Raw genomic sequence first — 14,748 nt, 5'->3', positions numbered from 1 at the left:
CTTAGCCACCATGGGGGTTTGTTAATAGATTTGAAAGATTCAAAGAGACCTCAGTTCCGCGATAGTGATAATTTAATGTCTCAGCTTTGATGTAACCATGATTATTTATCTTAAGTATTTGAGGCTCAAAAAAAATATGGTTAAAGATAATATCAGGAACGACATAGTCACTGTTATTCTGGCTGGTAAGGTACTTATCATGGTTAAGGTAATCATTCAGGTCATTAAACTGTGGAGCCATTTCATTCCCTGCGACAGAGTCATAACTCTCACCAAAACTGCTACCATAGCCGGTACCGTGATCTGAACTATCTATCCCTTGAGCGCTACCAAGAACCTCCTGGTTATACAGTGGCGTGCCGGGTAACAAGGTTCGATAAACCGCTTTGCCGTCAAACCTTAACTGTATCGGGCTGTCGCTGGTGAACGCACTGAAACTCTGCCTTTGCAACCAGCGCTGTAGCAGTAGTTGTTCGTTGCGGGCCTTAGCGCTGTCGACCTGTTTCATGGTAAAGGGGCCCACTAATGCAATAGCAACCCCAAGCAATACGATAACGACTAAAAGCTCAATCAGAGTCACCCCAGATTGAGCTTTTAGTGAATAGAGACAAGATGGTTTTTTGCCGCTGGTTAACTGCATCTAGAGACCATCGTTAACCGACATGATACTTAATAGCATTACTACAACCACTGAGCCAACAATGCCTCCCATGATCAAGATCATCAAAGGTTCGAGCAGACTGGTTACACGGCTGGTCCAACTACCGAAATCGTTACGACTCCGATTGGCTATCTCTTCAAAAACGGGTGTTAATTGGCCACTCTCCTCACCAACCTCTAACAAAGATATAAAAAAATCGGGGTAGATTGGGCTAGCACTTAATGCATCTGTCAGACTGACACCCCGCTTAACTTTAGATTTTGCAGAGAGCAAGCCTTCACGCAAATACCTATTTTTAACAGTACCAGCAGCCAGTTCGATAGCTTTATCGAGTTGTACTCCAGCATCGAGCATCAGTGCCATGCTAGTATTAAAGCGAATGCGCTCAATTTGATGTACTGCTGATTTTAATAGCGGTAACTTAATCAAAATTTCATCTAGCTGATCGTTAATCATCCCTTTTTGCAGGGCAACTTTAATACCGATTCCCGCAGCAATAATGCCGCCAAACAAAAACCATTGATACTCCTGCATCCATTTACTGGCCTCAAGTAGGAAAAGGGTATAAACGGGTAAATTATCGTTCCCCTCAAACAAGCCTCCCATCTGCGGCACAATAAAATTAAACACGAATACGATAGCCAAAATACAAACCATGAGAATTACGCTTGGATACGTGAGCGCTTGTATTATCTTACTTTTTAATTCTTTTCTAAAAATCAAATCCTGGGCTAAACCGGCAAATACTTTACTAAGTTCACCACTGGCCTCTCCCATTTTCACTAAGTTGACATATAAATTATCAAAGTCTGGGTGATGGGAGAGAGCATCGGCCAGTGACTCACCACGCTTTACCGATTGAGAAAGCTCACCCAGTAGCTTACCGGAGGGGGTATTCGCCTTGCCTTTACTGAGGATGTGCAAACTCTTATCGATTTTTACTCCACTACGTAACAGCAGCGACAGCTCAGATGTAATGAACTCTAGCTCATCCAAACTGAGCTTTTCAGAGCGAAACAGTGTTAATGATGCTTGCGTGCTTTTTTCTTTAATCGAAACGAGATGTAAGCCTTCATCTGAAATAAGCTTTTTAGCATTTTCCAACGTGTTGCTGGTCAGTTCGCTATTAACTGCAGCACCCGTATTGTCGTATGCCTTGTACTCAAATAATGCCATTATCCCGCAACCCGAATCACTTCTTCTATCGTTGTTTGGCCATTAATTGCCTTAATAAACCCATCTTGCATCAGGGTGCGCCCCCCGCGTTCCTGATTTAATCGCACCGCATGGCTTGGAAAGTTCTCATCTTTAGGTAAGGCCTTAATCGCCTCATCGCATCTCAGATACTCGATGATACCGACACGACCGCGATAACCAGTATTTGAACAATGTTCACAACCTACCGCCTTATGTAAACGAATATCGGTACCATAGGTATCGGCTAAAGGTTGCAATGCATATTTTACGATATTCTGTTGTTGATTCTCATCTGGCTGACTACAGTGACTGCATAACTTTCTCACCAATCGCTGAGCAATTATCGATACGATTGCCGCATTCAGTAGGTATTCTTCTGCACCAAGATCAAGTAATCGAGTGTAAGCACTCGATGCATCGTTGGTATGAACCGTTGAAAACACTAAGTGTCCAGTTAATGCAGACTGCATGGCAATCTGCGCTGTCTCCTTATCTCGAATTTCACCCAACATAATCACATCTGGATCCTGACGAACAATACTACGCAGACCCGCAGAGAAATCAAAACCAATACTGGATTGAATTTGTACCTGGTTGATCCCTTCCAACTGATACTCTACCGGATCTTCAAGGGTGATAATTTTTACTGTTTCATCATTAATAGCATTCAAAAAGGTATACAGGCTTGTGGTTTTACCCGATCCAGTAGGGCCTGTAAGCAGAATAACTCCAGCGGTTTTCTCGATATCTTCCCTGATATTTTTTTCGATGTCTCTTGAAAGTCCCAGCATCTCCATGCTGTAGCTGATTGCATCTTGCCTCAAGAACCGCATCACTATACTTTCACCATCGTGCAGTGGCAGCACAGATACACGAATATCGAGGTCTTCGTTAGAAATTTTCATGCCAATCTTGCCATCTTGAGGACGGCGTTTTTCAGCAATATCCATTCCTGAGAGAATCTTCAATCTTGATGCAACCGGAAGGCGCATTCTTGGCGGGATCCAATCGACTTCTTTTAACACACCATCGATTCTGAACCTTACCCGATATCGGCTCCCCATTGGCTCGAGATGCATATCGGAAGCTCTAGCCTTTAGTGCTCGGGAAATTAATGAGTTAAGTAAGTTAACCGTAGGTGCTTCGCCGGCTAGTTCTCGAAGCCTATCTTCTTCAACGTCCGATAACTCTTCACTGACAGGTAAGCTGTTTACTTCAATTTCCTGATATTGCTGTTTTAATGCCTGTATCTGTTCATCAGAAGCGACTCGTAGTTCTATCATCAACTGTTGTTGACTAATATACTGATTAGCATCCGCAGAAAGAGGATCACCAGCAATAACGAGGAACTTCTGATCCTCGTTGAGCCTATCTAAAGCAATCCAATCAAAACCAATCAGCTGCTTATTGATATCAATCTGTTTAACTTTATTGATATCAACCGCTTGATATTGTTCACTACTAAGAAGAGTAAGGCCCAGTATTTTAGCGTAATATTGGGGCAACATATCTTCCGACAAAGATCCCATATTAACTAAGATATGTTCGAGACGTCCGGCATATTTTTTTTGAAAAATTGCGGCTTTGTCGAGATCAGATTGAGATACCTGAAACTCTTCTTGCAATAGCGAGTTAACATCCATCATTGATAAACAACGTCCGCATTTTCATTTTCGCCGCCCGCAACACCGTCTTTGCCATAAGATTTCATACTGTAAGGCTGACCATTTTCACCAGGCACTGTGTAAATATATGGATTATTCCAAGGGTCTAACGGGACATCTTTTGGCAGATACGGACCATCCCATTGAGGCTTTGATGAGCTTCTAAGTTCATTCAAGGTTGACGGATAATCCCCCATATCAAGACGATAAGTATCTAGGGCTGTGGAAATCATTTCCATTTGAACTTGTGCCGTTTTAGTTTTAGTTGAACCAACCTTTGAAAACATAGTAGGAGCTACAAGGGACATTAAAAGCCCTAGAATAACGATCACAATCAACAATTCAATAAGAGTGAAACCATTTTTTCTCTTACAATTTAAAGATATATTCTGCATTTGTGGCATAAACCTTCTACTGCTTAAGTAAAAACGAAAAGCGAACTTCTAAATTCCGAAGTTCGCTCTTGAACATGATATTAAGATATCACAACTACCATTTCTATTTAATATTAGAAATAGAGGCAAATGCGACCGCTGTATTATAAATGATACTGGTCACCTGAGTCCAAAGAGTTAAATTATCTTTGTATTCAGTATCCAATGGCACAATAATGGTATCTCCTGGCTGTAGCTTATCTTCACCGCTAAACCAAATTGATCGGCTGGGTAACATTACAGAACCATTCGCTTTTACTACGTAGGTTCTCCCATCATCGGCACGTTCTCTTACACCACCCGACATATTTAGATACTGATCAAGTGTTAAGCCCTCTTTATATCTATGAGTCGCTGCATGCTGAACCTCTCCCATCACTGCAATAGTTTGCTTTGTGGATGGCACATAAAGTACATCGGCATCTTCTAACTGTATATCGGCTTCGGCTATATCCTTTGATATCGCAGAAAGGTCTACGACTAAACGTCCTACAGCCTCTATATTCTCAAGATCAGTTAGCATCATTTGGGCATCGGCATAATTAACTACATCACCATCTTTAGATACACCACGAGTAGCGATATCTCTACGTAGCTGATCCGCCAACTTTTTAATTTCTAGCTGCTCTTGGAGACGAACTGACTCACGCACAAACACCGCCGAAGGAAGATAAGCAAAACTAGTAAAACCACCAGCTCTTTCTATCACTTCTTTAAGGGTTTCTCCGCGCCTAATGTTATAAACTCCAGGGAACTTAACCTCGCCACGAATTTCTACGGATTTATTCTCTTGCCATTCAGGAGTTGTCATTACAGTCAGAATATCTCGTCCCTTTAACGGTAAATTTGAACTAGGTTCATCATTTAGAGCCGCTAAAAGTTCAATATTTTGATGTGTTATAGTAGACCCATCGGCAATGGTAATAGTACGTGTCAATTCAGCTCTTGCCGTATAGGCTCCCTCTTTCAGACCACCAGCAGCTTTGATTATGTCGGCAACCTTAGCATTTGTCGCAAGTGGATAAATCCCTTCATGAAAAACTTGCCCTTTGATTGTTACTACTTGTACCTCATCGCCCAAACGGCTTTGATGATTTAACTTCATAATAACAGGGTAGAGTAATTCACTACGATTCATTAACCCGCTAAGTTTAATAAGTTCAGGATCTTCAAACAGGTTTGCCATAATTCTATTGACTTCACCTTTAACAGCTAATGCGTCATCATCATCAACTTGTTCACGATTAACAACTACCCCGCCAAGTTGGCTGCGATCGCGAAGTTTTTGATTTTCCAGCTGTGAAAAGCCTACTTTAAATAGATCTTTTGAAAGTGAATTATCGCCAACTAGTTGTACGACTTTCTCAACTCTTTCCCTAACAAGTTTGTTAAGCTCGAAGCGATTTTGAGCATCGTCACTAAAATTAAATATGATTACAATATCACGAGGTTTGAGTTCGAGATTCTGATGATATGATTTATCAATTATCGCCTTAGATGGTGCGAATTGATGAACCTCAATATCTCCATGCTTATTAAGCTCTCTGATAATAATCGCATAATCGAGATCTGCTGAAGACTGAAAATCCCCCCAAATAGATGGAAATAAATCACTTATCTTTTGCCCTTGATACCACTGATATTTACCAGGTCGAACGACAGCACCTAGAACAGTTATCGCATCTTCGTATTGAGATGTCGCAGTTTTCACCCTGATAATATCGCCAGCTTTTGCTTTTGTTGACTTGCCATTTCCAGCTGTCAAATCAACATTTTTTATAGTTTTCAAGCCTTGCTTATTATAGCGTTCGATACTACTTTTCGGGTAAGCACCACCTTTAAGGCCACCCGCCATAGCGATAACGTCATCAACCGATTCATTACCTATTAGCTCATAAATTGCCGGACGTCTAACTTCACCATCGACAGAAACTAAACCACCTACGGATGGTATGAATACAACGTCACCAGAGCGTAAGCGCATATCATTCGATGCGTCACCACGCATCAGTAGATCGTAAAGGTCTAATGTACCTATAAGCTCACCTTTACGTCTTAGTTGTATATTTCTTAACGATCCAATTTCAGCAATACCACCAGCCACAAACAATGCCTGAGTTATTGTTGAAAGGCTGGAGACAGTATATGAACCTGGTTTATAAGCATCACCAGCAACGAAAATCCGTATCGAACGAAGCTCTCCCATAGTGACATTAGATTCCACACCTATCATCTGCTGCTTAATTCGTGTAGAAATAGTTTTACGCAAATCCTCAAACTTCAAACCTAATACTGTTATGGGCCCCAACTCTGGGAACTGAATAATGCCATCACGGCCAATAACTAAGTCATATTCCTTGTTCTCTTTACCATACAGTTGAACTTTTATGGTATCTCCTGGACCGACTAAATACTCACTTGGAATAGGCACATCTGAAACCGGAGCAAAAGTTGTTGGTTCACCTTCAAAAAGATCGTAACCAAATGGCTTTAACAGTTTAGTATCTTTATCTTTTTGCTCTTTAAGAAACTGAGTAACTTCCTCAACGATAAGTCGTTGCTCCTCCATATCTTTAAGCTTTTGATCTTCGACCTCTCTTGGGTTTACTAGTTGTGGATTTTCGAAACTCTGCTGAGAGGAGGCGTTTTCCGCTAGAATTGATAAATCAAATCCATATTGCTTAGCTACACGCTCTTGTTCTGCTTTAGGTAATTTCTTGAATTGCTCTATCATCTGCGGTGAAGGAGTCACAGCATGTACCGCTCCACTTATTAAACATAAGATACTTATGCTCGCAATGATTAGTTTCTTCACTTTTTGCAACACCACACTCTCCGATAATCGTACTTACAACCAGTTCCTTTGGGTAAGGACTAAGGCTAAAGTTGGGGTTAATCCTAAATTGAGGATATCACCTTAATATTTCCCAAAAAATCGATGACATTAGTACCAATCCTGAAGTTTGAAAATAAACCATCAAAACTAATAACTAAAAATTCCGGATGATTATACGCCTTTAATGAATTCAGTACAGTATAAGAACCATCCAAACAATCCCTAGCCTAGAGAACGAGTACTCATGTCTTTGCTAGCCCTGTTAATACTGGCTAATGTTCCTTGATCTAAATAAATACTTCTAATTGTAACCACCCCTTACCAAGCAAATGATTTGTAATACTTTTCATTCATTTTCGCTCGCAACAAAGTAAGCGTTATATGACGTATTCCAGCTTTACCGTTTTGCTACATTAACCACGCTAAATTTAGCTTGCGTCCTCATTCATCCTGACATCCAGCACTTGTGAAGTCGATTTTCTATCTCCCTGTGCAAACCGCATTAATAAATCACTCAGGTGTAAACTCTGCAGATCTGATGTAATAACGGTTTTCCAACGACTCTTTATCTATTTAATAAATCTAGCGGTAGTCAATACCAACATAAAATACTAGCAAGATATAGTTCCCAGAACTCGAGAATTTGAATACCTGGGAGTCGTTATACTGACACAGACAAGCAGGAGGAGGAAAACAAAATGCAAGCTTTAAACGCTGCCACGCAAAAGTTGTTACATACTTTGCTTTGATGCGTTCGAAAGTCACACAAAAATGAAGTTCAAGTGATATGGTCTTAGTTTTTGAACTCTGTTGATTAGAGATGGGATCTAGCAATAACAAAGGTATTTAATTTTACCACTATCCCATGCTTAAATCCTCACCACTTGACCCAATCAAATTGACTTTTAGGGGCTTAAAAGTGTATACAAGGTGGGTTTAAAACAATTTAACACGTTAGATATTAATAAATAACAAAAGTCTGCAACAGATAGACAACTAAAAACTTGAATGATTTCTTTAACTTAAAATCAGATCATCTCAAGTAAACGTCAGTTGTTAAGGCATTGATAATATTAACAACAAATTTTTCTACATAGATACTGTTATGTAGGCAATCACAAGCGAAGGTGGGAAAACTTACATGAGCGCAGCAAAACCTCAAGGTACGATGCTCGGGCATCCTAAAGGGCTGTTTCTGTTATTTACAACAGAGTTATGGGAACGGTTTAGTTATTACGCAATGCGTGCGATTTTGGTGCTATATCTAGTCGATGCAGTTCAATCGCAAGGTGGACATGGATTGGGCTGGACCCAAGCCGATGCTCTCTCCTTATATGGTACCTTTACAGGTTTAGTATATTTAACGCCACTGCTCGGTGGTTGGTTAGCCGATAATATTTTAGGTCAACGTAAAGCTATCTATATTGGTGGCGCACTGATGGCCATTGGTCAGTTTGTTCTCGCCGCACCTCATAGCTGGATGCCAGGTTTAGAAACAACTGTATTTTATATTGGTCTTGGTACGCTAATTTTTGGTAATGGTCTGTTTAAACCCAACATTTCAACTATGGTTGGTGATTTATACGAAGAAGGTGATCATCGTCGTGACGGCGCATTTACTATCTTCTATATGGGTATCAACTTAGGCGCTGCACTTTCAGGATTTATCGTTGCCTGGGCTTACACGACTTTTGGTTACACTCAAGTGATCGATGGACAAGAAGTGTTTGTTAATAACTGGCAAGCAGGCTTCTTCTGCGCCGGTGTCGGTATGGTGATATCGCTCATTATTCAGTTTCTGTTCGCACAAAAATTATTAGGCGATATTGGTACTGTTCCCGCGGCTAAATTAGAAAAACAAAATGCAGAAGCTAGAGGTGAGATCCGTAAAGAGCCCTTAACCAAAGTCGAACGCGATCGAATTAAAGTGATCATGGTTATGGGTCTATTTACCATCATTTTCTGGGCAGGTTTCGAGCAGGCTGGTGGCCTGATGAACTTGTTCACTAATGATTTTACCAACCGTATGATTGGCTCATTTGAAGTGCCTACTACCTGGTTCCAATCACTTAACGCTATATTTATTGTGGTCTTTGCTCCTGTAGTGGCTTCTATTTGGATTCATTTAGGTAAAAAAGAACCCAATTCACCAGTAAAGTTTGCCCTTGGTTTAACCTTATTGGCCATCGGTTTCCTATTTATGATTGGTGCCGTACTCGAGATGGGTGGCGATGCGAGTGCTAAATCAAGCATGTGGTGGTTAGTCGGTGCATACTTCTTCCATACTATGGGCGAGCTGTGTTTATCACCTATTGGTTTATCTATGGTGACTAAACTGGCACCGCTGCGTATTGCATCACTCATGATGGGTGCATGGTTCCTGTTTATTGCAGCTGCAAATAAAATTGGTGGTCTTGTCGGCTCCTTAATTGGTCCTGGTGGCTCGGTAGAAGATCAGCTAGCTAACGCTATGTCTATCTTTGCGGGTATTGCCATCACAGCAGCTATTTCAGCGGTTATCCTTTACTTTATGGCTGACAAACTTGTCGACTGGATGCACGGCGCTGAAGATGGCCCGCATACTGAAGAAGAAGCACTAGAAGCTGAAATTGCAGTGACGGCTGAACATGAAGCGATAACAGTTAAAAGATAAAAGATAAAAGATAACGATATAACTAAAACGCCTTACTAGACTTAGTAAGGCGTTTTTTTATGTCTTAGATTTGATGTCAGCGGATGTGTTGCCTTAAATTAAGCCAGTTAACAACTCATCTGTACATAACCACCTGGCGCAATTGTGGTTTCATAGGTTAAGCCAACAAAATGATTGGCCAAAAGCATGGCTTTATGTTCACTACCACTTGAGACAATACACAAACGTTCTGCTGGCAATAAATCTCTAAATTGGGTACTAGGCTGACCCCAATCAAAAATACCCAACTGCAAGGCATCAGGCATAGCTAATGGTAATAACCCCTCATCATTACGGATATAACATCTCAGCCCTTTACCAGCTTGAGCTATTGAAGCGCGATAATGGGTTAACTCCACCACCACATAAATAAGGTCAACATAAATATTCAAGCCAGACTTACTGAGCCTGTCATTGAGATAGCTGAGCATACTAAACGGCTCGATAACTGTGTGACTATTACCGTTACGAAAGAGTTTTAGTTTTTGGTTCACAAAACTTTTAAGTAGTACACTGGCAAATGCTGAACGATTATCCTGCGGATGAAAATGAGCCATATACATAATTTGATACTGCTCACCAACATTTGCACTATCGATAAAGTAAGCACTAACGTCGTCATTCTTGAATAAACTATAGTCGATGGTAGCTTTGGGATAATCAATAGCTGATGGGGGAAAGAGTTGTTGCTGCACACTTTTGGCTGCTTCAGCGTTTTGCTCAAGTAAATTTAGGTGCTCTTGTAATTCTTGATAGGACAGTTCTTCTAGATCATCAAGCTTCACATCTTGTTGACGCGGGCCGTCGATACATTGGTGAATGGCATTTTCAATCAAAAAAAGATCGTTGACAGGCTTCACAAGATAATCGCTAGCGCCGATCCGCAGCGCTTCGACAACATCGGCCATCACCTGATTGCCCGAAATAACGATTGATAAGGTATTAGGCTTGCGCTTAACCATCTGCTTTAGCATGTCTAAACCGCCTAGGATCGGCATACTTAAATCCGCTAATACGATATCAAAATCAGTCTGGCTAAAACGCGCTAATCCCTGACGACCATCATCGGCTTCAACAACCGTGGCTCCTCGGCTCGAGAGAAAAGCGGCGACCACACTGCGAAAAACCGGATCATCTTCAACCAACAATATCACTAGATCTTCTAACGCCATTGAGCTTCCTCATGCTTTGCACAGCGACAAAGCTAACTAACCTAGTACATCTTTGTACGTGATAATAAGCAATAAAACTCACCCCTTAAGCATGATTGGTTAATCAAGGGGCGAGTGATCCGCTAATCTAACTCTTTCATATATTCATCGAGCAGCTCATCATCATCGGTCGAGACAGGTACATCTCCGTCATAGACTTTATAGTCTAAATGTTGAAAATAAGCTTCTTTAACAAAAGCATACGGGTCTAATGCGTTATCCACTAAGCGCTCTTGATCGATTGCAGAAGCACGTCGATGCAAGTTTTTTAAGCCCCATTTAGCCAGTGACTGCCACATAGTGAGTTCTGATAATGGGAAATAGAGCCCATCAACCCAATCAGAGGCTAATTCACGCGTCACATAAGGCCCTAAGAAAGGCGCCATAAAATAGGGACCGTTTGGCACGCCGTAATAGCCTAGTACCTCACTAAACTCATCTTGCTTACGTGGTAGTCCCATCATATCGGCCACATCAACTATCCCGAGCAAGCCCAATGTCGTATTAATGGTAAAGCGACCACCAGCATTCGCTGCCCAGCCCCACTTACCTTGTAAGGCATTGTTGACCAAGGAACTTGGCTCTTCAAAATTCTGTACGAAGTTATTAACCCCAGTTTTTACCGGGCGTGGCAAGTAATCATTATAGCCGTGGGCGACAGGACGGTATAAATATCTGTCTAAGTATAGATAGTTAAAATCCCACATAGCACGGTTAAAGCTCTCGAAAGGATCTCTGTCATCATTATAAATAATAGACACTTCTGTGGCGCTTTCCTTAGCACTGGCTTCATCTTCTTGTGGCGTTTGGGCTGCCAATGGCGCCCCAAGCAATAGCAGGCTCAACGCACTCCATTTATACTTCATATAACTCGGATTCCTATACAGTATTGCCTATAGCTAAAGTCATCTGTACTTATGACGATATAGGTAATACTAGACTACACAGTTTGCTTTTCCTTTCAGACCGCTAAGGATACTCAGCAAAATGACTAGGTCAAATTGAAATTTGTAAAATGTCTTTAAACACTTCATCATTTGGGGCAGCCACTTGAGTCAAAATAGCATTACAACGCCTGTAACCACGGGCGCAGGGGCACAGAAACCCGGCACGCCCAGTGGCAGTAAAGCAGAGGTACTCATTCCGGTTGAGATCAAACGTACCGCCGAAGGCGATTCAATAAAGCTTAATAAACATGATTATCGCATCGATTATTCTCGCCGTGTTGATCGCCAAGCACTGAGCAGGATTGACACGCAACAAGTTGTGGTCACTCGGGTTGTGCCCTCCACGGCGGCATCAGCCAATTTAAGCGCGACATTACAATTACTGGGCAATACCTATAACGAACCAATTCCCGCCCCTTTGCAGGCTTACATTAAGGGAAATCGAGTCAATCTTGCACAGCTAACTCAGCTAGCAACAAGAGTACAAGGCTACCCCCTTGGTGAGGCGAAAGTGGTAGCGGGTATGGTTAGCTTGGCAGGTGCTCTCGCCTTTACCTCTGGCAATAGCAACTTACCCTCAGGCACCTATAGCGCAGCTATCATAATGGAAAACGGACAATTACAATTAAGTTTAACAACCAAACTTGATCAAATAGCAGTTACCTTGCTCCCTGTAGTGTTAAATCAAGCACCAAAACAAGACGTAACCAACCAACAACTGCTCACCCTTCCCTCACTGACGAGCACTTACAGTCAGCTGAGTCAGCAACTTGCAGCACTTGCTGTGCCTCAATCACAAATTGCCAGCTTACACACCGCATTATCTGGGCTAAAAGTGCCAGACAGATTGGCAGAGGGACACTTAACGGCCCAGCGTCCAGCAGGTATGGGTCAGCTTTTAGGCCCCATCACGGCGCCAAGTGATGCACTTAGCAAGACAAACCTGTTTCAAATGGCAGCAAGCATTAGCACCTCACTCACTGATGCCAATCGAGTATCACCAATGCTAAACGGCATTAGCCAATTGATGCTAAAACCAAAATCACTCGCATTACCAGTGAATGACACCAACCGTCAAACAGTCAACACCTTAGGAAAAGCAGCATCGCCCCCCTTACATCGAGGATTGACCCAAGCCATGCAGCAAATGGCAGGAAGCGAAGCCACCCGCAATACTGACACAGTAAAAATAGCGACTGAGCAATCCCTTCTAAGCTTAGTTAAGCAACAATTAGCGCTTGCCTTTCCACGTCCATTAGCCGATCTCGCCGTACCAAGCCTTGTGCAACGAGAACTCATTGATACATTAGCTGGGATAACCCCACCAATCTCCAATCATACTTTAGGTAATAACAGCCATAGTGGCACTATTGCCGTGCTTTTTCAGTTATTGTTAGGTCGTAATCTGCAGCAAAATACTCAGGTCGACGCCAATAAGTACCTCCAACAATTACAGCGACAAATTGGCGTTAGCTCAACATTACTTAGATTATTAGATAAAGCCGGAACTGGAGAATCAATGGGTAAGCTGTTATCAGGGCTCTCCTTGTACCAGCAAGCCAGCAGTGATAACAACCAAGGCATTAACTGGTATTTTGCCTTACCTTACACCTTAGACAACAAGCAAGAGGAACTAGAAGGCCACTTTGAACAAACCCCACAAGATTCAGATAAACATGATAAATGGCGTTTACAGCTTAAGTTTAACTTATCCAGTGGCAGCCTACTGATCAATGCTGATATCAAACAACAGCAACTTAGCCTGAGTTTTACCGCAGATAGCAAGCCACTGCTCACGACGATTAATCTCCGCCTTGAATCACTTCAGCAAAAGTTGTCCAGTATCGGTATGCAAAGCGTTAACATTGTCACCCAGCAAAGCCAGGTGCCTGCCAGCCTGTTACCTGGTGAACACTACTTAGTCAAAATTAAAGCATAGGTAAAGTTCATTATGTCGACCAAAGATAACAATACACCGGCATCAACCCAAGCGGTTGCATTAAGCTATGATGGTATATCTAGTCCGAAAATCACCGCCAAAGGCAGTGGTTTAGTGGCGGCAGAGATCATCGCCTTAGCGAAAGAGTCTGGCATTTATATTCATCAAAACCCCGACCTGAGTAATTTTTTACAAAAGCTTGAGATTGGTGAAGAAATTCCAAAGGAGCTTTACCTGCTTATTGCCGAGTTAATCGCTTTTGCCTATATGTTAGACGGTAAATTTCCCGAGCGCTGGGATAACATGCACCATAAAATCGTCCAAGAAGCTTAAGATCGGTTAAACCTTGATGCTTTTTTACCACAGTTGCAATTTGAGTTATTGGCGATTTGAGGTATGTGATACCTATCAATGACTTGAGTTTTTGGCGATATGGTAAGGTAAACAATGATAACGGCGCATTCTCTTTCAAGAAGCTGCAATACGGTAAAAAACAAGAAGCCCTGCTTTTTGGTAAAGGCTTTCAATGCTCTTATACAGCGATTGCGCTCATTGCTGGCATTGATACGTGGTGCGACTTTTTTGTTTAAACTAAGTGACCCTATCCTTGCCCTGACCATGGCTCGCTTTAACCTTGCGCGAAAAGTATTACGTTTGAAATCTTAGCTCGACAACATAGATTTGGCTGGCACCTAAAGTACCAGCACATGTTGAACTAGCCTTTACCATGTAACCTAAGCAGCAATTCCGCTTCAGCTTTAGGCAATTCACATTCTGCCACCAACTCTTCAACGCCAGCGCCCAACGATACCATTTTCATCGCTCGGGAATAGAGCCGCGCTTGAGGATCTTGTTGGCTGGTTTCATCAATTCTAGCGTCTTGCTTTGCGAGTCGTTTTTCCAATTCTAACATCCGGCGGCCAACACCTATGGTGCCGCTACGCAACTCTTGCAATTCACGTTTAACCGCTTCGCGCTGGCGATCACTTTCCTTGACTAATAACGTCAGCGCTTCTACTTTGGAGCGTAATTTAGCCGTTTGTTTTTGCTGATATAACACTAACCCTAAACAAGCAACGACATAGAGCAATGCCGCGATTAAGATTTCATCGGCTATCATATCTGGTTCCACTCCATTTATTGATATAACTGATACGCAAGGATCGT

At 42.0% G+C, this 14,748-nt stretch carries 11 protein-coding genes; 3 read left to right on the top strand and 8 right to left on the bottom strand.

The window, feature by feature from the left end; genetic code table 11:
* Window position 1 precedes the first annotated feature (1 nt).
* The 5 genes from DVO77_RS04700 to DVO77_RS04680 form a co-directional block, all read right to left on the bottom strand.
* Window positions 2-640, bottom strand: coding sequence for a prepilin-type N-terminal cleavage/methylation domain-containing protein (locus DVO77_RS04700; protein WP_119977511.1), 639 nt, complete (start codon window positions 638-640; stop codon window positions 2-4).
* Entirely contained in the window at window positions 641-1,837 is a 1,197-nt protein-coding gene (locus tag DVO77_RS04695; RefSeq protein WP_119977510.1) for a type II secretion system F family protein, read from the bottom strand. It lies immediately after the preceding gene.
* Window positions 1,837-3,504 carry a GspE/PulE family protein gene (locus DVO77_RS04690; RefSeq protein ID WP_308444031.1) on the bottom strand — a complete coding sequence of 556 codons (1,668 nt, stop codon included), beginning with the start codon at window positions 3,502-3,504 and terminating at the stop codon, window positions 1,837-1,839. The genes DVO77_RS04695 and DVO77_RS04690 overlap by 1 nt, the downstream gene beginning before the upstream one ends.
* Complete coding sequence (gspG, locus tag DVO77_RS04685) at window positions 3,501-3,926, bottom strand: type II secretion system major pseudopilin GspG (RefSeq protein WP_428842885.1); 426 nt, start codon at window positions 3,924-3,926, stop codon at window positions 3,501-3,503. Before gspG ends, DVO77_RS04690 begins: the two co-directional genes overlap by 4 nt.
* A 94-nt stretch (window positions 3,927-4,020) precedes the next feature.
* A complete protein-coding gene (locus DVO77_RS04680) occupies window positions 4,021-6,783 on the bottom strand; it encodes an SLBB domain-containing protein (protein WP_119977583.1) in 2,763 nt (920 codons plus the stop codon).
* Between the two features lie 1,150 nt (window positions 6,784-7,933).
* On the opposite strand from DVO77_RS04680, the gene DVO77_RS04675 reads away from it, so the two are divergent.
* Complete coding sequence (locus DVO77_RS04675; RefSeq protein ID WP_119977508.1) at window positions 7,934-9,445, top strand: peptide MFS transporter; 1,512 nt, start codon at window positions 7,934-7,936, stop codon at window positions 9,443-9,445.
* Window positions 9,446-9,552: 107 nt separating this feature from the next.
* Here the strand turns inward: DVO77_RS04675 and DVO77_RS04670 are convergent, their stop codons facing one another.
* Both DVO77_RS04670 and DVO77_RS04665 read right to left on the bottom strand, forming a co-directional pair.
* Window positions 9,553-10,656 carry a response regulator gene (locus tag DVO77_RS04670; protein ID WP_119977507.1) on the bottom strand — a complete coding sequence of 368 codons (1,104 nt, stop codon included), beginning with the start codon at window positions 10,654-10,656 and terminating at the stop codon, window positions 9,553-9,555.
* A gap of 122 nt (window positions 10,657-10,778) precedes the next feature.
* Window positions 10,779-11,561 (bottom strand): MlaA family lipoprotein, encoded by a 783-nt coding sequence (locus DVO77_RS04665; protein WP_110456342.1) that lies wholly within the window; start codon window positions 11,559-11,561, stop codon window positions 10,779-10,781.
* Between the two features lie 184 nt (window positions 11,562-11,745).
* On the opposite strand from DVO77_RS04665, the gene DVO77_RS04660 reads away from it, so the two are divergent.
* Window positions 11,746-13,581, top strand: a complete 1,836-nt coding sequence (locus DVO77_RS04660) for a hypothetical protein (protein ID WP_119977506.1) — start codon at window positions 11,746-11,748, stop codon at window positions 13,579-13,581.
* A 12-nt stretch (window positions 13,582-13,593) separates the two neighbouring features.
* Window positions 13,594-13,914, top strand: coding sequence for an EscU/YscU/HrcU family type III secretion system export apparatus switch protein (locus DVO77_RS04655; protein WP_119977505.1), 321 nt, complete (start codon window positions 13,594-13,596; stop codon window positions 13,912-13,914).
* Between the two features lie 382 nt (window positions 13,915-14,296).
* Here DVO77_RS04655 and DVO77_RS04645 read toward each other — a convergent pair whose 3' ends face one another.
* Window positions 14,297-14,698, bottom strand: a complete 402-nt coding sequence (locus DVO77_RS04645) for a DUF2802 domain-containing protein (RefSeq protein WP_204165101.1) — start codon at window positions 14,696-14,698, stop codon at window positions 14,297-14,299.
* Window positions 14,699-14,748 lie beyond the last annotated feature (50 nt).

The sequence above is a fragment of the Shewanella algidipiscicola genome (genome assembly GCF_003605125.1).
Lineage (GTDB): Bacteria > Pseudomonadota > Gammaproteobacteria > Enterobacterales > Shewanellaceae > Shewanella > Shewanella algidipiscicola.
This window is presented reverse-complemented; position numbering and strand designations above follow the sequence as displayed.

Coding starts and splice junctions, on each gene's coding strand:
- DVO77_RS04690 (WP_308444031.1), bottom strand. CDS start 3,504: ATGATGGATGTTAACTCGCTATTGCAAGAAGAGTTTCAGGTATCTCAA.
- gspG (WP_428842885.1), bottom strand. CDS start 3,926: ATGCCACAAATGCAGAATATATCTTTAAATTGTAAGAGAAAAAATGGT.
- DVO77_RS04675 (WP_119977508.1), top strand. CDS start 7,934: ATGAGCGCAGCAAAACCTCAAGGTACGATGCTCGGGCATCCTAAAGGG.
- DVO77_RS04670 (WP_119977507.1), bottom strand. CDS start 10,656: ATGGCGTTAGAAGATCTAGTGATATTGTTGGTTGAAGATGATCCGGTT.
- DVO77_RS04695 (WP_119977510.1), bottom strand. CDS start 1,837: ATGGCATTATTTGAGTACAAGGCATACGACAATACGGGTGCTGCAGTT.
- DVO77_RS04665 (WP_110456342.1), bottom strand. CDS start 11,561: ATGAAGTATAAATGGAGTGCGTTGAGCCTGCTATTGCTTGGGGCGCCA.
- DVO77_RS04700 (WP_119977511.1), bottom strand. CDS start 640: ATGCAGTTAACCAGCGGCAAAAAACCATCTTGTCTCTATTCACTAAAA.
- DVO77_RS04655 (WP_119977505.1), top strand. CDS start 13,594: ATGTCGACCAAAGATAACAATACACCGGCATCAACCCAAGCGGTTGCA.